The sequence below is a fragment of the Clostridium amazonense genome (genome assembly GCF_056431285.1).
Genome location: NZ_JBWKMH010000033.1, coordinates 629,966 through 649,340, shown reverse-complemented (window position 1 = coordinate 649,340; position 19,375 = coordinate 629,966). Strand labels below are relative to the sequence as shown.

17 protein-coding genes are annotated in these 19,375 nt (G+C 27.5%); all 17 read left to right on the top strand.

Features of this window, described 5'->3' with window-relative positions:
• Window positions 1-104: 104 nt before the first annotated feature.
• The gene (locus tag AC07E4_RS17800; protein ID WP_040330738.1) at window positions 105-1,439 is read left to right on the top strand and encodes a radical SAM protein; all 1,335 of its coding nucleotides are present in this window, start codon (window positions 105-107) and stop codon (window positions 1,437-1,439) included.
• A gap of 2 nt (window positions 1,440-1,441) precedes the next feature.
• Window positions 1,442-2,761 (top strand): ribosome biogenesis GTPase Der, encoded by a 1,320-nt coding sequence (gene der / locus AC07E4_RS17795; protein ID WP_478217076.1) that lies wholly within the window; start codon window positions 1,442-1,444, stop codon window positions 2,759-2,761.
• 228 nt (window positions 2,762-2,989) lie between these two features.
• Complete coding sequence (locus tag AC07E4_RS17790; RefSeq protein WP_478217075.1) at window positions 2,990-3,997, top strand: NAD(P)H-dependent glycerol-3-phosphate dehydrogenase; 1,008 nt, start codon at window positions 2,990-2,992, stop codon at window positions 3,995-3,997.
• Between the two features lie 193 nt (window positions 3,998-4,190).
• Window positions 4,191-5,312, top strand: a complete 1,122-nt coding sequence (locus AC07E4_RS17785) for a TlpA family protein disulfide reductase (protein WP_478217074.1) — start codon at window positions 4,191-4,193, stop codon at window positions 5,310-5,312.
• Window positions 5,313-5,349: 37 nt separating this feature from the next.
• Window positions 5,350-5,487: a CD1871A family CXXC motif-containing protein gene (locus AC07E4_RS17780; protein ID WP_430829543.1), complete on the top strand. Its 138-nt coding sequence runs from the start codon at window positions 5,350-5,352 to the stop codon at window positions 5,485-5,487.
• The gene (locus AC07E4_RS17775) at window positions 5,480-6,355 is read left to right on the top strand and encodes a 4Fe-4S binding protein (RefSeq protein WP_040330735.1); all 876 of its coding nucleotides are present in this window, start codon (window positions 5,480-5,482) and stop codon (window positions 6,353-6,355) included. The genes AC07E4_RS17780 and AC07E4_RS17775 overlap by 8 nt, the downstream gene beginning before the upstream one ends.
• 262 nt (window positions 6,356-6,617) lie before the next feature.
• Window positions 6,618-8,093, top strand: a complete 1,476-nt coding sequence (gene spoIVA, locus AC07E4_RS17770; RefSeq protein WP_478217073.1) for a stage IV sporulation protein A — start codon at window positions 6,618-6,620, stop codon at window positions 8,091-8,093.
• Between the two features lie 365 nt (window positions 8,094-8,458).
• The gene (locus AC07E4_RS17765) at window positions 8,459-9,442 is read left to right on the top strand and encodes an asparaginase (RefSeq protein ID WP_478217072.1); all 984 of its coding nucleotides are present in this window, start codon (window positions 8,459-8,461) and stop codon (window positions 9,440-9,442) included.
• A 309-nt stretch (window positions 9,443-9,751) separates the two neighbouring features.
• Window positions 9,752-11,098, top strand: a complete 1,347-nt coding sequence (locus AC07E4_RS17760; RefSeq protein ID WP_081771080.1) for an NCS2 family permease — start codon at window positions 9,752-9,754, stop codon at window positions 11,096-11,098.
• Window positions 11,099-11,695: 597 nt separating this feature from the next.
• The gene (locus AC07E4_RS17755) at window positions 11,696-12,847 is read left to right on the top strand and encodes an aminotransferase class I/II-fold pyridoxal phosphate-dependent enzyme (RefSeq protein WP_101541727.1); all 1,152 of its coding nucleotides are present in this window, start codon (window positions 11,696-11,698) and stop codon (window positions 12,845-12,847) included.
• A 425-nt stretch (window positions 12,848-13,272) separates the two neighbouring features.
• The gene (locus AC07E4_RS17750; RefSeq protein ID WP_040330729.1) at window positions 13,273-14,151 is read left to right on the top strand and encodes a YicC/YloC family endoribonuclease; all 879 of its coding nucleotides are present in this window, start codon (window positions 13,273-13,275) and stop codon (window positions 14,149-14,151) included.
• Window positions 14,152-14,163: 12 nt separating this feature from the next.
• Window positions 14,164-14,439 (top strand): extracellular matrix/biofilm regulator RemA, encoded by a 276-nt coding sequence (remA, locus tag AC07E4_RS17745; protein WP_040330728.1) that lies wholly within the window; start codon window positions 14,164-14,166, stop codon window positions 14,437-14,439.
• A 1-nt stretch (window position 14,440) separates the two neighbouring features.
• A complete protein-coding gene (gmk, locus tag AC07E4_RS17740) occupies window positions 14,441-15,040 on the top strand; it encodes a guanylate kinase (RefSeq protein ID WP_040330765.1) in 600 nt (199 codons plus the stop codon).
• A gap of 2 nt (window positions 15,041-15,042) precedes the next feature.
• On the top strand, window positions 15,043-15,267 hold the full coding sequence (rpoZ, locus tag AC07E4_RS17735; RefSeq protein WP_040330727.1) for a DNA-directed RNA polymerase subunit omega: 225 nt from the start codon (window positions 15,043-15,045) through the stop codon (window positions 15,265-15,267).
• A 1-nt stretch (window position 15,268) separates the two neighbouring features.
• Window positions 15,269-16,462, top strand: a complete 1,194-nt coding sequence (gene coaBC / locus AC07E4_RS17730) for a bifunctional phosphopantothenoylcysteine decarboxylase/phosphopantothenate--cysteine ligase CoaBC (RefSeq protein WP_478217071.1) — start codon at window positions 15,269-15,271, stop codon at window positions 16,460-16,462.
• Between the two features lie 183 nt (window positions 16,463-16,645).
• A complete protein-coding gene (gene priA, locus AC07E4_RS17725; protein WP_478217070.1) occupies window positions 16,646-18,856 on the top strand; it encodes a primosomal protein N' in 2,211 nt (736 codons plus the stop codon).
• A 71-nt stretch (window positions 18,857-18,927) separates the two neighbouring features.
• Window positions 18,928-19,368, top strand: a complete 441-nt coding sequence (gene def / locus AC07E4_RS17720) for a peptide deformylase (RefSeq protein WP_478217069.1) — start codon at window positions 18,928-18,930, stop codon at window positions 19,366-19,368.
• Window positions 19,369-19,375: the final 7 nt, after the last annotated feature.

The window sequence follows — 19,375 nt, the reverse complement described above, 5'->3', positions numbered from 1 at the left end:
TTATATATATCTGTAAAATTGTACATAATCATATATAGTATAGAGAAAAATAATATATATTATTTAAAACTAGCCTATATAATTTTTAGATAAGGAGGAAGAAAATGAAAAATATTGTAGCAAAAGTTCTTCCTAATAGCATAGCAGAAGAAGTAGAAATTGAAAGTGGAGATAAACTTTTAAGTATTAATGGAAATGAAGTTAAAGATATTATAGATTACAAATTCTTAATTACAGATGAATACTTAGAAATAGAAGTTGAAAAGCCTGATGGTGAAATATGGGAAATAGAAATAGAAAAGGATTATGATGAAGATTTAGGTATAGTTTTTAAAGAAGCAATTTTAGATAAACCTATGAGTTGTCATAATAAATGTATATTCTGTTTCATTGATCAATTGCCAGAGGGAATGAGAAAAACTTTGTATTTTAAAGATGATGATTCTAGATTATCTTTTTTACAAGGTAACTTCCTAACATTAACAAACATGAAAGAAGAAGACATAGATAGGATAATTAAATATAGAATTAGTCCTATAAATGTTTCAGTACATACTACGAATCCAGAATTAAGAAAGCAAATGCTTAATAATAGATTTGCAGGTAATATATATGATATATTAAAAAAGCTTGCAAATGCAGGTATTAAAATTAATACTCAAATTGTTTGTTGTAAAGGCATAAATGATGGTGAAGAACTTATAAGAACTATTGAGGATTTATATAAGTTATATCCTAATATAGAAAATCTAGCTGTTGTGCCATTAGGGGTTACAAAGTATAGAGAAAGTTTAGCAAAACTAAAATTATTTGATAAAGAAAGTTCAAAAGATCTTATAGTATATGTTTCAAAATTACAAGAAAGATATATAAAAGAAACTGGAAGTCCTTTTGTTAGATTATCAGATGAATTTTATGTAATGGCAGACATGGAAGTTCCAAGTGAAGAACATTATGGAAATTATGAACAATTAGAAGATGGAATAGGTATGATACGAATGCTTAAAAATACCATTGAAACTGATGTTGATAATTTAAATGAAACTGGAAAAGGAACATTTACTATAATTACTGGAGTTTCCGCAGAGAGATTTATAAAAGATGCTGCAAAAAAAATAATGAAAGTAAACTCTAATATAACTATTAATGTTATAGGGGTTGAAAATGACTTCTTTGGAAGAACAATAACGGTAGCGGGATTATTAACAGGAAGTGATATAATAAGAGCAGCTAAAGAAAATGTTCTTGGAGAATACATAATAATGCCTAATAACATGTTGAAAAGAGGATATGAATTAGGTGATGAAGGTAATGGATTATTGTTAGATGATTACACTGTTGCACAATTAGAAGAAATTTTAGAAAGAAAAATATTAATATGTGATTATTCAGGTGATGACCTTATAAACATAATTAATGAACAGTTAAGGGAGGATTAAATATGGGAAAACCAGTAGTTGCTATAGTTGGAAGACCTAATGTTGGTAAATCAACATTATTCAATAAATTAGCAGGAAAAAGAATAGCTATAGTTCAAGATACACCAGGAGTTACAAGAGATAGAATTTATGCAGAGGCTGAATGGCTTAATCATAATTTTACAATGATAGATACAGGTGGTATAGAACCAACTAATGAAGATATTATAATGGCTCAAATGAGAAGACAAGCGAATATAGCAGTTGAGACAGCGGATGTTATCGTATTTATTGTAGATGGAAAAGCTGGACTTCATCCATCAGATTACGAAGTTGCTCAAATGCTTAGAAAAAGCAACAAGCCTATAGTTTTAGTTGTAAATAAAGTTGATAGAATAGAATTAGAAGATAATGCGTATGAGTTTTATAACTTAGGAATGGGAACACCTGTTACTATATCAGCATCACAAGGATTAGGACTTGGTGATATGCTAGATGAAGTTGTAAAACACTTTAATAGTGATGGTGCAAATGAAGAAGATGATGAATATGTAAGAATAGCTATGATAGGAAAACCTAATGTAGGTAAATCTTCATTAATAAATAGACTTTTAGGTGAAGATAGAAATATAGTTAGTAATATTCCAGGAACAACAAGAGATGCTATTGATAGTAAATTAGAAACAGAAGAAGGCAAATTTATATTAATAGATACTGCTGGATTAAGAAGAAAAAGCAAAGTAAAAGAAGAAATTGAAAGATATAGTGTAGTTAGAACACTTGCAGCTATAGAAAGAGCAGATATATGTATATTAATGATAGATGCTACAGAAGGCTTAAGTGATCAAGATGAAAAAATAGTAGGATATGCACATGAATTAAACAAAGCTATAATGGTAATTGTTAACAAATGGGATTTGGTTGAGAAAGATGACAAAACTATGAAAGAATTCCAAGCTAATATAGCAAAAGGATTATCATTTATGAGTTATGCTACATATCTATTTATTTCTGCAAAAACTGGTCAAAGAGTAAATAGAGTTCTTAAAGTTGCAAAAGACTGTTATAGTAATTACAGTAAAAGAATTGCAACTGGCGTTTTAAATGATGTAATAAGTAGAGCAGTACTTATGAAAGAACCACCAATAGTTGCGCTAAGAAGGTTAAAAATATTCTATGTAACACAAGTTGGAACTAAACCACCAACATTTATATTCTTTGTTAATGATCCTAATTTACTTCACTTCTCTTATGAAAGATATTTAGAAAATCAATTAAGAGAAAGCTTTGATTTTAAGGGTACAGGTATAAAATTAATATTTAGACAAAGAAAAGAAGATTAGAATTTTAAAACTTCATTTAGTATGATATTATATAATAACATACTAAATGAAGTTTATTTATATTTAAAATAGGATAACTTATTAAGGTTATGTATAAATTTGAAAAAATTTAGTTAAATAACAAGTTAATAATGTAAATAAATAAATCATAGATTTTTATTAGAAAAATTAAAATATTGAGTATAAAATTCTATTTAGAAATTTTAAATAAATTTGGAGGTGTAATTTATGAATTTAAATAAAGTATGTTTTTTAGGAGCTGGAAGTTTTGGAACTGCATTAAGTGTTATGTTAGCTAAAAAGGGTATAGAAGTAGCTATTTGGGCTCATAGCAATAATACAATTGAGGATATTAATTTAAGAAGGGAAAACATAAAATATTTACCTAATATAATTATACCGAATAATATTAATGCTTATAGTGATATGGAATGTGCTATTAAAGATAGTAAAATAGTAGTCTTGGCAGTTCCATCTCATGCTATAAGAGATGTTAGTAAAAAAGCTTCGAAATATATAAATAAGGATCAAATTTTGGTTACTGTAGCTAAGGGACTGGAAAATAAAACTTTTAAAAGAATGTCTGAAATAATAAAAGAGGAAATACCAATTTCAGAAGTTGTAGTTTTAAGTGGACCATCTCATGCAGAAGAAGTTGCACTAGATATACCTACTACAGTAGTTGTTGCGTCAGAAGATATGAATGCAGCAAAAATAGTTCAGGATGTTTTTATGTCTAATAAATTTAGAGTATACACTAATAGTGATATTATTGGTGTTGAAATAGGTGGAGCATGTAAGAATATAATTGCACTAGCAGCTGGTATTTCAGATGGTATAGGATATGGAGATAATACAAAAGCAGCACTTATGACAAGAGGTATGAGTGAAATAATAGATATAGGTGTAAAACTAGGTGGAAAGAGAGAAACTTTTAATGGTCTTACAGGAATGGGAGACTTAATAGTTACTTGTACTAGTATGCATAGTAGAAATAGAAGAGCAGGAATTCTTATAGGTGAAGGACTTAGTGCTGAAGAAGCTACAGAAAAAGTAGGTATGGTTGTAGAAGGAATCAAAGCTTGTCGTGCTTTTTATGAACTTAAAAGTAAAGACAATGTTTCAATGCCAATAACAGATACTTTATATAAAGTTTTATTTGAAAATAAAGATCCTAAATATGGTGTATATGAATTAATGTCCAGAGATAAAAAGGATGAACAAAATATAGAGTAGAAAAAATGATAAAAATAGAGCTTAACTTTATTAAAGTTTAAGTTCTATTTTGTTGTTTAAAATTATAAAAATTATCTACAAGTTTATATGTAAGGTTAAATTAAGGTTAATGTTATTTTTATGTAAGTTAATGAATATATAATAAATTTTGTAAGATAAAAAAATATTTACTAAGATTTAAGGAGAGATTTAAATGAAAAAGAGATTTTTAGCATTAATGATAGTAGCAATAATACCATTTTCAATGGTTGGATGTGGAAATAGCGATAAAACAGTAAAAAATGATAAAAAAATAGAACAAAGTAATAAAGAAGAAAAGAACGAAAACATAATGGAATTTGACAATATGGGAATAGCGTTTACTAAACCTGAAGGATTTAATGAAATGAAAGAAAATCAGGGAATTGTAGACATAATGGCAACTGGAGAAGGAAATGATGGAGTTTATGGAACGGTAGTTGGTACATATGCAAGTAGTAGAGGAATTAAAGAAATGCAAGACTTTTCAAAGGAAAATGAAAGTAAATTAGCTGACGATAAAAAATTGACTAAAGAAGAGGAACAAAAGTCAATTGAAGAGTATTCAAAAAAGATGGGAGAAGTATTTAAACCTTTATTTGAAATAGTTGCAGTAGAAAAAGATAAAGTGAAAAAGGAAACTTTAGATGAATTAAAAGTTAAGTATAATAATAGTGAAAAAGTAGGAGAACAAAAAAATATAGAATATTATTTAATGTTTGGAGGAAAAGATGAAAGTCTTAAGGGATTAAATAATGAAGAAAAGAAAGAATATGAAGAATATTTAGCTAAAGTTAGTGAAATAAAAAGTAGTATAAAAACTATTGATATAGTTACTGTAAAAGATGAAATGGATAAAATAAAATCTTCCAATATTGTAGAATTTAATTCAAAAGATGTTAAAGGTAATGAAGTTTCTTCAGATATGTTTAAAGATTATAAATTAACTATGATTGATATATGGGGAACTGAGTGTGGACCATGTGTCAGCGAAATGCCAGAACTTGAAGAGTTATACAAAGAACTTAAAAACGAAAAAATAAACCTTATAGGAGTTGTAAATAATGCTAAAGATGAAGAAACTACTAAGGTTGCAAAAGAAATATTAGAAAAAAAGGGAGTATCATATACGAATATAGTTCCAGATGAAAAGTTGGAAAAAGGTATATTAAAAGATGTTGTAGGAACGCCAACAATATTATTTATAAATGACAAAGGCGAAATAGTTGGAGATCCTATTATAGGTGGAAGAGGAAAAGATGAGTATAAGAAAATAATTTCAGAAGTTTTAAAATAGAAAAGTTATACTAATTTTATTTAGGGAGTAAGTGGGTATGAAAAAGATGATTTTGAAATATTCTATTTTAGCTATGAGTATTTCATTTATAGTTATTGGGGTATATAGAGATGAGGCGAATATGGTATTACAAAAAGCTATAAATATATGTTTGGAGTGTATAGGAATTGGATAAAAGAAGAATAACACAAATAATTACAACTATACTTACAAACAGTAATATAAATGGATTTTTAAATGGAACAATATTTAAAGGAAAATCCAAGAAAGCTTGTGTTCCGGGACTTAATTGTTATTCTTGCCCAGGAGCATTAGGCTCATGCCCTATAGGTTCATTACAAGCGGTTATAGGAAGTATGAAATATAATCTTTCTCTTTATGTTATAGGAATAATGATGTTCTTTGGTGTTTTGTTTGGAAGATTTATCTGTGGATTTTTATGTCCATTTGGACTTATACAAGATTTATTAAATAAAATTCCATTTAAGAAGATTAAAGTAAATAAAAAAATTAATAATATAATGAAATACTTTAAATACGTAATATTAATGGTGTTTGTAATTATATTACCTATGTTTTGGGTTAATGATGTTGGTATGGGAAGTCCTTATTTTTGTAAATTAATATGCCCATCAGGTACATTAACAGCGGGTATACCACTAGCAATATTAAATAAGCCCTTAAGAGCAACTTTGGGATTTTTGTTTCAATGGAAAGTATTTATTTTAATTATAACTATATTATTATCAATAATAATATATAGACCATTTTGCAGATATATATGTCCATTAGGGGCAATATATTCAGTATTTAATCCTATAAGTTTTTATAAAATGGATATAGATAAAAGTAAATGCAATGGATGTAAAGCTTGTGAAAGAAAATGCAAGATGAATATAGAAGTATATAAAAATCCTAACAGTTTGGAATGTATAAGATGTGGAGAATGCGCTAAAGTATGTAAACAAAATGCTATAGTTACAGGGTTTACTACAAAAAATCAACTTATAAAAAATAGTAAAAATAAATCTGAAAATATATAAATATAAAAAGAACTATAAAATTAGAGTTAACAACTTAATTTTATAGTTCTTTTTATATTTAAAGCATAATAACTTGTATTATAGGGTAGAAGAAAACTTAATTATCAGGTATTAAAACAAAAAATATCATTCATGACTTTTAATTGAAGAGAAAACAAATAAGTACACAAAAGATTAAGATAATATTATTAAAAAATAGTCTATAAAAGAAATGTTAGGAATATATATATAATGTAAATATTTAGTTATGGGAGGGTGGAACTTGGAAAACTTTGATATATATAATGATATAGCAGAAAGAACACAAGGAGATATATATGTAGGTGTAGTTGGACCAGTTAGAACTGGAAAATCAACTTTCATAAAAAGATTTATGGAAATGATGGTTATACCTAACATAGAAAATGATCATAAGAAGGAGAGAGCTAAAGATGAACTTCCACAAAGTGGATCAGGAAAATCTATTCATACAACAGAACCTAAGTTTGTACCTAATGAAGCTGTAGAAGTAAAACTTGAAAATGGTGCTACATTTAAGGTTAGAATGGTGGATTGCGTTGGGTATATAGTAAAAAATGCAATAGGATATAATGAACAAGATGTGCCTAAAATGGTAAATACACCATGGTTTAATCATGAAATACCTTTTGAGGAAGCAGCAGAAATAGGAACTAAAAAAGTTATTACTGATCATTCAACTATAGGTATTATGGTAACAACAGATGGATCAGTTACTGGACTTAATAGAGAAGATTATATAGAAGCAGAAGAAAGAGTTGTTGCAGAATTAAAATCTATAAATAAACCATTTATAATAGTATGCAACTGTAAAAATGTTGATGCCCCAGAAAGTAAAGAGTTAAAAAAAGAATTGCAGGAAAAATATGACATTCCAGTTCAGTTAGTGAATATAATGGAAATGAGTGAAAAAGAGGTATCAGACATATTTAATGATGTACTTAAAGAGTTCCCTGTTAAGGAAATTAACATAGACATGCCAGAATGGATAGAAGACCTTGACAGCAAACATTGGTTAAAGGTTAATATCATGACTATACTTAGAAGTATGAGCAAAGACATAGTTAAAGTTAGAGATATTAAAAAAGCTTTACAATGTTTCGAAGGAATAGAATTTTTATCAGATATAAAAGTAAAAGAAATGAAGATGGGTAATGGAACTTCAAGATTAGATATAATTCCAAAACAAGAATTGTTTTACAGAATAATAGGTGAAACATGCAACTTGGATATTAAAAATGAAAGTGAATTATTAAAAACTATTGAAAGTTTCCATAAAGCGAAAATAGAATATGATAAGATAAAAGATGCATTAATAGAAGTTAATAATACAGGCTATGGATTAGTTGCACCTCAATTGTCAGAAATGAGATTAGAAGTTCCAGAACTTGTGAATAGCGGAAGTAGAAAAGGCATTAAATTAAAAGCCTCAGCACCGTCACTTCATATTATAAGAGCTGATATAGAAACAGAAGTTCCTATAATGGGGACAGAAAAGCAAAGTGAAGAGTTTTATAAATCAATATTAGATCAATTTGAAAATGATCCTTCTCAAATTTGGCAAAGTAATATGTTTGGAAAGCCATTAGAAGAAATTGTTAAAGAAGGTTTACAAAGTAAGTTATATAAAATGCCAGAAGATGTACAACATAAACTTCAAAAAACATTGCAAAAAATAATAAATGAAGGTAGTGGAGGATTAATTTGCATAATATTATAACGAAATAAAAAGATATAATTCGTAGAAATGATAATATCTCAGAATAAAATAATATAATTATTTTATTCTGAGATATTTTTGTATGAAAAATATACAACAATGAAAAAATAAGATATATAGTAATTTCAAAAAGATAAAAATACTGCAAATAAAAATATTAATGAATAGTATAATTCATTTTTTTGAAAATAATTAATATTTATAAATAAAAACATTACTTTGAAATATTTTAAATATGTTGTAAAATAATTATTAATAGAGTATTAAAAGTTGCAAAATATAGTATTTATAATTATATTTTATCTAGAAGGGCATAAATTAGTTCTATTTAGATAATTTACCTAAATTCGGGAGGTACATAATAAATGAAAAAAGTAGTAGTTATTTTTAATGGTGGAACAATTGCAATGAAAGTAGATGAAAGAATTCATGCAGCTGTACCAAGCTTAAGTGGGGAAGAAGTTATGTCAATGGTAACTGGGATTGAATCTCATGCAGTAGTTGAATCTCATAATTTCTCATCATTACCAAGTCCACATGTTACACCAGAACTTATGCTAGAATTATCTAACTATGTTAAAACATTTTTAGATAGAGATGATGTTGATGGTGTAGTTGTAACACACGGAACAGATACTTTAGAAGAAACAGCATATTTCTTGCATTTAACAATAAATAGTGATAAACCAGTTGTTGTTACAGGCTCAATGAGAAATGGCTCAGAACTTGGATATGATGGACCAGCTAATTTATCAGCAGCAATTTGCACAGCTATTTCTGATGAGTCAAGAGGTAGAGGTGTACTTGTATGTTTAAATGATGAAATAAACGCAGCTAGTGAGGTTACTAAATCTCATTCAATGAAATTGAATACATTTGAAAGTCCAGAATTCGGATTAGTTGGTATAGTTGATGATAATAAAGCTCATTTCTATAGAGAAAGTTTAGATCATGATTATATTGATACTGATAAAATTGAAACAAATGTAGATTTAATAAAAGCTTGTGCAGGAATGGATGGAAAACTTGTAGATTTTTGTGTTGAAAATGGTGCAAAAGGCTTAGTAATTGAAGCTATGGGAAGAGGAAACATACCACCAAAAATGGCGGCATCAGTGAAGAATGCGATATGTAAAGGTATTCCTGTAGTGCTAGTTTCAAGATGTTATAGAGGAAGAGTTTTAGATAGCTATGGATATGAAGGCGGTGGAAAAGACTTAAGAACAGCTGGTGTAATTTTTGGAGATGATATGCCAGGACAAAAAGCTAGAATAAAATTAATCATAGCATTAGGAAAAACTAACAGTATTGATGAAATAAGAGAAATTTTTGAAAATGGACGTTACTAATACGAACAAAAAAATAAATTTATAAAAAAATATACGTAAATTTCATTGACATAGATTAAAAGAATTGATATCATTAAATCAAGGAAAAGGTGAACGAAAAAATAAAAATAATAAACAAAGTTTGCTTTTAAACGAATAATATGACTTGGTGATATAGAAAATATTAAGAAAAATAGAAGTCGCTAGGTTATACTAGCGACTTTTTAGTTTTAATTAAATAGAAGTTATTAAATTAAAAATTAGATTTTAAAAGTGGATTGTGTTTTATTAGACAATTAAATTATAAAATTTATGTTTTCGGAGGGTAAGATGGAGAGTTATTTTAATCTAAAAGAAAATGGAACAGATGTAAGACGGGAATTTATAGGGGGAATTACAACATTTTTAACTATGGCATACATAATAGCTGTTAATGCTAACATATTAGGAGCTGATGGAGTAGGAATGGCTCCAGGTGCAATAGTAACAGCAACTTGTTTGACAGCTGGATTAACAACAATATTAATGGGGATGTATGCAAATTTACCATTTGCTTTAGCACCAGGTATGGGGTTAAATGCGTTCTTTGCTTTTTCAGTAGTAATTGGTATGGGAATATCTTGGCAGACTGCATTAACAGCGGTGTTTGTAGAAGGAATCATATTTATTATATTATCTTTAACTAATGTAAGAGAACAAGTAGTTAATGCAATACCAACTAATTTAAAATATGCAGTTACTTCAGGAATAGGATTATTTATTGCATTTATAGGGTTTAAAAATGCAGGAATAGTAGTTGCAAATAAAGACACATTTGTATCAATGGGACATTTAGTTACTCCAACAGTGATAATTACAGCAGTAGGAGTATTTACAATAGTACTATTATCTAAAAAGAATGTTAAGGGTTCAATACTTTGGGGAATATTAGTGAGTTCAATTGTAGCATGGGCATTTGCAATTATATCACCAGAGGCTGCTTTGGAATATGGAATAAGAGTGCCAGAAAAAATTTTTAAGTATGAATCTTTAAAACCTATAGCATTTAAGTTAGATTTCTCTTTCTTAAATAGCAAAGAACATTTGTTTCAGTTTATGACAATAGTTTTCACTTTTTTATTTGTAGACTTTTTCGATACGGTTGGAACATTGATAGGTGTGGCTTCTAAGGTTGGAATGGTAGATGAAGAGGGCAGAGTTAAAAATGCAGGAAAGGCTTTAATAGTAGATGCTGTTGGAACAACTATGGGAGCAGTATTAGGTACATCAACAGTAACAACTTTTGTTGAGAGTTCTGCTGGTGTAGCAGAGGGAGCTAGAACAGGACTTGCATCAGTAGTTACAGGAATATTATTTTTAATAGCATTATTCTTCTCACCATTATTTGTAGCTATACCATCTGCAGCAACAGCTCCAGCTTTAATAGTGGTAGGATTTTATATGATTGATAGTATAAAAAATATAGATTTTTCAGATTATGTAGAAGGTGTTCCAGCATTCTTAACAATAGCATTAATGCCATTAACTTATAGTATTGGAGATGGGTTAACTGTAGGAATATTATCTTATGCAATATTAAGTTTATTATCAAATATTTTTTCAGAGAAGAAGAGAAAAGTTTCGTATGTTATGTATATACTTGCAGTGATTTTTCTAATAAAGATTATTCTTGCTTAATAACTATGACCATATATAGGAATCCAAGTTAAAACTTTAAGTTATTCATGTTTTAGTTGAGAAAGAGTAATTTGAAGTGTTATTCAAAATTAACAATTAACGATGAACAATTAACAATGAAGGATAAAACTGAAGTCTCAGTTTATTTAAATCAATTTTTATGATAATTTGCACAGCAAATTAGTTGAAAACAATATAAAAACGTAGTTTTTATGTATTTCTATTCATAAATATTAAGAACAAAGTGAGTAATATTAACTATCATTGTTAATTGTTAACTGTTAATTGTTAATTGGTTCCAAATATTATAATAGAATAAACTGTAAGATTAGTAGTATCATTTGAGAAAAACTATTATTTAAAGTTTCAACTTGGAACCCTATAAAACAAATTTATTAATTGAAAATAAGTTGTGATAAAGTTATTTGAAATTTGCTTTTTCACAACTTTTTTATTTGTATATATATAAATATTCTTATACTAAAATAGAAATTAATAGAGTATTTTAAAGTAAAACTTCTATTTATGTAACAATTTAACTATTATTGGAATAACATAGTTTATATCATTAAAATAGATTGTAAGGTGATTATGATTATGAAACTAAATAATAGAATTATTGATATTGGAGAATATCATTTTAAAAATTTAGATCTTTTAAAGAAAACTAAAACTTTAAATGGAGAAGAAGTTTTTGATTTAAGTATTGGTGATCCTAAAATGCCAGTTCATGAAAACATAAAAAAAGCACTTGTAGAAAGTTTAAATTTAGAAGGTTTTAATAATTATCCACCATATGAAGGTATTGAAGAGTTAAAGTATAAGATAATAGAATATTATCACAATGTATTCAATGTAAATTTAACTAAGGAAGAGGTAGTAGTTTTAATAGGATCAAAGGAGGGGATTAGCAATATAGTACCTTCTGTGTGTGATGTAGGTGATTATGTTATAGTTCCTGATCCTGGTTACCCAGTGTATAAGATAGCTACTAAATTGTGGGGTTGCATTCCATATAGTGTACCTTTAAAAGAAAATAAGGGATACTTAATTGAAACTTCAGAGATACCACAAAAAATAACTGAAAAAGCTAAATTAATGTTTGTGAATTATCCTAATAATCCAACAGGAGCAGTTGCAAATAAAGAAGGGTTTGAAGAACTTATAGAATTTAGTTATAAAAATAACTTGGTTTTATGTAATGATTCAGCATATAATGAAATAGTAGATAAAGATGAAAAAATTATAAGTTTATTACAATTTGATAAAGAAAAACGTTGTATTGAATTTGGAAGTTTATCTAAGATATATAATATGACAGGATTTAGAATAGGATATGCAGTTGGAAATAGTGAAGTTATAGAAAGATTATCTAATATAAAAAGTAATTTAGATTCAGGACAATTTATACCAATTCAAAAAGCGGCAGTAGAGGCTTTATCAATAAATAGAGAGTATAATAAAGAAATAGTTTCAGAATATAGCAAAAGAAAAGAAGTTGCAAAAAAAATTTTAAAAGAAAAAAATATAAAATTTTTTGATGGAAAGGGAACATTTTATATTTGGTGTAGAACTCCTAAAGGATATACTTCAAATGAATTTTGTTTAGAACTGTTAAATAGATATGGAATAATTGTTACACCAGGTGAGGTTTTTGGGATTGTTGGATATGATTATTTTAGGATATCCTTAACTGAAAATTCTGAGGTTATAGAAAAATGTCTTTCAAGACTTGACAAATACCAGTAAAAATTATAAAAATTATAGTATATGTTTTTAAATTGTATAAAATATAACTAGATAATTGTGATATGGATAATATTTTAGTATTTTAGGTTAAATACAGAAATATAAAATATTTTATCCATATCTTTTAAATTTTTAAACTAATATTGAATAAAGTAACTAAAATTTGTAGAGGATATTACAAGATTTAAGGATGTTTTTTTATAAGAGAGTTTAGAATATGATATAATTAGTTAATATTATATTTATGGGAATAGTAAAAATAAAACATGATTTACTGTAAAAAAATTAATTTTACTTTAGATTTCTACAAATTAATCGGAAATGCTAAATAATTCATGTATTTTTAGCTTGAAATTGACAATGTAAATTTTGTATAATAGAGTGAATAGAGAATTTACAAAGAACTCGGAAGGATGCGTTGGTTTATGATTAAAAGCATGACGGGCTTTGGGCGTGGGAGTGCAACTTGTGAGCACTCAAATTTTATTGTAGAAATAAAAAGTGTTAATCACAGATATTTTGAATTAAATGTTAGAATGCCAAGAGCTTTAATTTCATTAGAAGATAATATAAGAAAAGTTTTGAGTGAAAAAATTAAAAGAGGAAAAGTAGATGTTTTTATAACTCAAAAATCTGTAGAAAAGGAAAATGTAGAAGCTGTTTTAAATGAAAATCTTGTTAAAAGCTATTTAAATTGTTTGAAAGAAATTCAGGGATTAACTGGAGTTAGAGATGATATTTCAGTAATGAGTTTAGCAAGACTTCCAGAGGCAATAACATTAAAGCAAAATGAAGAAGACTTAGAAGAGGTATGGAAAGAACTTAAGGCTTCTTTAGATATTGCGGTAGAAGCTCTTGTCTCAATGAGAGAAGAGGAAGGAAAAAAATTAAGTGAAGATATAAATTCTAGATGTAACTTAATAAATGAGTATGTTGACAATATACAAGATAGAGTTCCAAAAATGATAGATGAGTATAGGGAAAAATTAAGAAAAAGATTAAATGACCTATTACAAGATACTAATATAGATGAAAATAGATTTTCAATGGAAGTTGCATTACTTGCAGATAAAACTGCAATTGATGAAGAGTTAGTAAGACTTAATAGTCACATATGTCAAGTAAAGGAAACTTTACTTATAAATGAACCTATTGGTAGAAAACTTGACTTTATAATACAAGAAATGAATAGAGAAGCAAATACAATAGCTTCAAAGGTTGTTGATTTAAATATTACTAATGTAATTTTAGAAATAAAAAGTGAAATAGAAAAAATCAGAGAACAAGTTCAAAACATAGAATAACAGGAGGTACTAATGGGTATAAAATTAATTAATATAGGATTTGGCAATATAGTTTCAGCAAATAGATTAGTTGCAATCGTAAGTCCAGAATCAGCGCCAATAAAAAGAATAATTCAAGAGGCAAGAGATAGAGGTATGCTTATTGATGCTACATATGGAAGAAGAACAAGAGCTGTAATAATAACAGATAGTGATCATGTTATATTATCAGCAGTTCAACCAGAAACAGTTGCACACAGATTATCATCAAAAGACGAAGATCATCATATAGATGAAGAAGATGAATAAAATGAATAGTAAAGGTCAATTATTAGTTATATCGGGGCCTTCAGGAGCTGGAAAGGGTACTGTGTGCAAAGCTTTATTAGAAAAAAATGAAATATGGATTTCAGTTTCAGCTACAACAAGAAAGCCACGTAATGGTGAGGTTGATGGAGTAAATTATTTTTTTACTTCTAGAGAAGAATTTTTAGAGAGAATAGAAAATAATGATTTTCTTGAATATGCTGAAGTATATGGTAATTTTTATGGTACTCCAAAATCAAAAGTTTTTGAGATGCTAGAAGAAGGAAAAGATGTAATACTAGAAATAGACATACAGGGTGCATTAAAAATAAAATCTGCATATCCAGATGGCATATTTATATTCATATTACCACCATCTATGGAAGAGTTAGAGTCACGTATAACAAATAGAGGAAGTGAAACACCAGAATCTTTAAAAACTAGACTAAGTGCTGCTTATGATGAAATATCTTTTGCATCAAAATACGATTATGCAGTAGTAAATGATGAAGTTCATAGGGCAGTAAAGAAAATTGAAAGCATTATTGTTGCTGAAAAATGTAGAGTATATAAAATAAAAGATGAAATTTTAGGGAGGTTTTAATTATGAAAAGAAATAGTTCAATGATTAACCCATCAGTTGTTAATTTATTAAATAAAGTTGAAAATAGATATTCACTAGTAGTTGCAGCATCTAAAAGAGCTAGACAGCTAATAGATGGATCAGAACCATTAATTCAAACAGATTCTGTAAAGCCTGTTACAATAGCTGTTAAGGAAATAGATGCCGATGCTCTTTATGTTAAAGAAGATAATGAGGATGTAAAGTAAGATGAGTGAATCAAAAACAGTTGTTATAGGAGTATGTGGAGGAATTGCAGTTTATAAAGCTTTAGATGTTATAAGTAGACTAAAAAAGCAAAATGTGAATGTCCATGTTATAATGACTAAATCAGCAACAGAGTTTGTTACACCACTTAGTTTTCAATCTTTAAGTCAAAATATGGTGGTTACAGATATGTTTGCAGAACCAAAGGCTTGGGAAATACAACATATTTCTTTAGCAAAGAAAGCAGATGTTATGGCAATAATTCCAGCTACAGCAAATATAATAGGAAAAGTTGCTAATGGAATAGCAGATGATATGTTATCTACAACTATAATGGCAACACATGCAAAGGTTATATTTGCACCAGCTATGAATACTAATATGTATAATAATCCTATAGTTCAGTCTAATATATCTAAGCTTAAGGAGTTTGGATATGATTTTATATGCCCAGCTAGTGGAAGATTAGCTTGCGGTGATGTAGGTGATGGAAAACTACAAGAAACAGATATTATAGCTGAACAAATTTTAAGTGCTTTAAATAGTAAGAAAGATTTGCAAGGGAAAAAAGTATTGGTAACAGCAGGACCAACTATATCAAAAATAGATCCAGTTAGATATATAACAAATGGTTCTAGTGGAAAAACAGGTTATGCAATAGCAAAAGAAGCAAGAGATAGAGGTGCAAAAGTAACACTTATTTCTGGACCAACAAATCTAAAAAAACCTGTAGGTATAGAGGTTATAAATATAGAAACAAATGAAGAAATGCATGAAAGTGTTATGAAGCATTTTGATGATAGTGATATAGTAGTTAAGTCAGCAGCAGTTGCAGACTATAAAATTAAATGTTATTCTAATGAAAAAATAAAGAAAAATGATGGAGCTTTAAATTTAGAATTTATAAGAGATAATGATATTCTAAAAGAATTAGGAAGTTTAAAGAAAAATCAAATTTTAGTTGGATTTGCAGCAGAAAGTCATAACTTAATTGAAAATGCAAAAGGAAAGTTAGATAAGAAAAATTTAGACTATATAGTTGCAAATAATATAACTGAAAGTGGTGCTGGATTTAGATGTGATACTAATAAAGTCAGTATCATAAAAAAGGATAAGACAGTAATTCCATTAGAAGTTATGACTAAAAAGAAAGTGGCAGAAAAATTATTTGATATAATTAATGAAGATATAAAATAAAAAGCGACATGAGTCGCTTTTTATTTTATAATGAATCTTAACAAGAAAGGAGGTACTACTACTAAGCAAAATTTTTGTGATGAGAAAAAGTTTATATGTAAAATAGTATGAACTTAAGGTTATTTACATTTAGCTGAAAAGTTAGAGTTTAAAATTTGCTTTTATGAGTGGTAGGATGTTATAATGAAAAAATTTGCTGGAGTTGTTGTAAATAATGATGCAGTAAAACTTGATAGAATATTTACTTATAAAATTCCAAGTGAATTACAAGATAAGATATTATTAGGACAGAGAGTAAAAGTGCCTTTTGGTATGGGAAATAAGTATATAGATGGTTTCGTTATGGATTTTTATGATGATAATTATGTTGAAAGTGAAAATATAAAAAGAATAAAAGTTATAAAATGCATCTGTGATGAATTCTCATTAATGAAATCTAGTGATATAAAACTTATAGAGCTTATGAGAAAAAAGTATTTATGCACTTATTTAGAAGCTATAAAAGTTATAATTCCTAACGGAATAACAAAAGGTATGAAATTTAAAGTTAAGTCTGTAGTAGCAATCAAAAGTGAATTAACAGAAAAATATTTAAAAGAAAATTACATAAACATATATAATTTTATAAAAAAAAATAATGCTGAATTTACTAAAAGTGAGTTGGTAAATAATAATAAATTTTCATTATCATCTATAAATACATTGATAAAACATGACGTACTTAAAATAGAAGATAGTGTTGTAAATAGATATAATGACAAAGAATATAAGTTGTATGAAAGTAAAGTTTTAAATGAAGAGCAAAAGCATGCGGTAAATACAATTATGAATTCTGAAAAGAAACAGTTTTTAATACATGGAGTTACAGGTAGTGGGAAAACTGAGATATACATGAATTTAGTTTCTAAAATGATTCAATTAGGAAAAGATTCTATTATATTAATTCCAGAAATTGCGCTTACACCACAAATGGTAGAAAGATTTAAAGGTAGATTTGGAAAGAATGTAGCTATATTTCACAGTAAACTTAATGATGGCGAACGGTTTGATGAGTGGATGAGAGTAAAATTTAATAAAGTTAAGGTTGCAATAGGAGCTAGATCTGCTTTGTTTCTACCATTTAATAACTTAGGATTGATTGTTATAGATGAAGAACATGAGACTAGTTATAAGTCGGAGAGTGACCCTAAATATGTTTCAAGAGAAATAGCCGAAATGAAGTGTGAGCTTGAAGGATGTAAATTGATTTTAGGCTCTGCTACACCATCAATTGAAAGTTATTATAAGGCATTAACTGGTGAATATGAAATTTTATCTATAAAAAACAGAGCAGTAAATTCAAATCTTCCCAGTACTATGATTATAGATATGAGAGAAGAGTTAATTAGTGGAAATAGAACTATATTCAGTTCAGAATTATATAAAGATATAGATGAGGAATTGAAGAAGAAAAATCAAATTATTTTATTTTTAAATAGAAGAGGATATTCAACTTTTGTATCTTGTAGGTCTTGTGGATATGTTTTTAAATGTGATAAGTGCGATATTTCTTTGACATATCATAATGCATATTCATCACTAAATTGCCATTATTGTGGAAGTAAGGTGGCACAACCTAAGGTTTGTCCTAAATGTAATAGTAAGTATGTAAAACATTTTGGTATAGGAACTGAGCAATTAGAGGCTCAAGTGAGGAAAGCTTTTCCTCATGCTAGAACGTTAAGAATGGATTTTGATACTACTAGAGAAAAGAATTCCTATGAAAGGATATATAAGACTTTTAAAAATAAAGAAGCGGATATTTTAATAGGCACACAAATGATAGCAAAAGGTTTAGATTTTCCAGATGTTACATTAGTGGGAATAGTAGCAGCGGATTTATCGCTTAATATACCAGACTATAAATCAACAGAAAAAACATTTCAACTTATAACGCAAGTTTCAGGAAGAGCTGGTAGAGGGATAAAATCAGGAAAAGTTGTAATTCAAACGTATAACCCTGATAATTATAGTGTGAAATATGCAGCAAATAATGATTATGAAAGTTTTATAAAAGAAGAATTACAAATAAGAAAAATAATGGATTATCCTCCTTTTTCTAAAATTATGTGTATAAATTTTAGTAGTGAGAAAGAGGATATATTAATTAAAAAAATTCAAGAGTTAGGATATAGATTAAAAGAATTTTTAAAAGAAGAAGATGTGTTATTATTGGGACCATGTCCATGTGGTATTTCAAAAATAAAAAACTTTTATAGGTGGCAAATTATTATAAAAGGTAATTTGGATGAAGAAATTCCATTAAGAATAAAAAATTTTATTTATGAAAATATAAATGATAATTATAATGATATAAGGATAGGTATGGATGTAAATCCTAATAATATGCTGTAAAATATATTATGTTATAATAGCTATTTAGAGTGTAAAATTATTTAGTAAGAAATGAAAGGAAGATTTAATTTATGGCTATAAGAAATATTAGAACTCAAGAAGATGAGATATTAAGAAAAAAAAGTAAAAAAGTAAGTGAGATTGATGAGAGATTATTAACTCTAATTGAAGATATGAAAGAAACAATGTATAAAGCAAATGGAGTTGGTCTTGCAGCTGTGCAGGTTGGTATACTTAAAAGACTTGTAGTTGTTGATATAGGCGAAGGTCCTATAGTTTTAATAAATCCTGAAATAATTGAAAAAAAAGGAGAAATTTTAGGATATGAAGGATGTTTAAGTGTTCCAAATGAACAAGCAAAAGTAAGAAGACCTAAATATGTTAAAGTAAAAGCTATGAATGAAAATGGAGAACAAGTTATTTTAGAAGGTGAAGATTTTTTAGCAAGAGCTTTCTGCCATGAAATAGATCATTTGGATGGAATACTTTATATAGATAAAATAGAGATGTAGGTGATAA

Bases quoted from the DNA above. Each gene is read 5' to 3' on its own strand.
- AC07E4_RS17750 (WP_040330729.1), top strand. From the start codon at position 13,273: ATGATTAAAAGCATGACGGGCTTTGGGCGTGGGAGTGCAACTTGTGAG.
- coaBC (WP_478217071.1), top strand. From the start codon at position 15,269: ATGAGTGAATCAAAAACAGTTGTTATAGGAGTATGTGGAGGAATTGCA.
- der (WP_478217076.1), top strand. From the start codon at position 1,442: ATGGGAAAACCAGTAGTTGCTATAGTTGGAAGACCTAATGTTGGTAAA.
- AC07E4_RS17785 (WP_478217074.1), top strand. From the start codon at position 4,191: ATGAAAAAGAGATTTTTAGCATTAATGATAGTAGCAATAATACCATTT.
- AC07E4_RS17780 (WP_430829543.1), top strand. From the start codon at position 5,350: ATGAAAAAGATGATTTTGAAATATTCTATTTTAGCTATGAGTATTTCA.
- rpoZ (WP_040330727.1), top strand. From the start codon at position 15,043: ATGAAAAGAAATAGTTCAATGATTAACCCATCAGTTGTTAATTTATTA.
- def (WP_478217069.1), top strand. From the start codon at position 18,928: ATGGCTATAAGAAATATTAGAACTCAAGAAGATGAGATATTAAGAAAA.
- priA (WP_478217070.1), top strand. From the start codon at position 16,646: ATGAAAAAATTTGCTGGAGTTGTTGTAAATAATGATGCAGTAAAACTT.
- AC07E4_RS17800 (WP_040330738.1), top strand. From the start codon at position 105: ATGAAAAATATTGTAGCAAAAGTTCTTCCTAATAGCATAGCAGAAGAA.
- AC07E4_RS17765 (WP_478217072.1), top strand. From the start codon at position 8,459: ATGAAAAAAGTAGTAGTTATTTTTAATGGTGGAACAATTGCAATGAAA.
- AC07E4_RS17790 (WP_478217075.1), top strand. From the start codon at position 2,990: ATGAATTTAAATAAAGTATGTTTTTTAGGAGCTGGAAGTTTTGGAACT.
- gmk (WP_040330765.1), top strand. From the start codon at position 14,441: ATGAATAGTAAAGGTCAATTATTAGTTATATCGGGGCCTTCAGGAGCT.
- AC07E4_RS17755 (WP_101541727.1), top strand. From the start codon at position 11,696: ATGAAACTAAATAATAGAATTATTGATATTGGAGAATATCATTTTAAA.
- remA (WP_040330728.1), top strand. From the start codon at position 14,164: ATGGGTATAAAATTAATTAATATAGGATTTGGCAATATAGTTTCAGCA.
- AC07E4_RS17760 (WP_081771080.1), top strand. From the start codon at position 9,752: ATGGAGAGTTATTTTAATCTAAAAGAAAATGGAACAGATGTAAGACGG.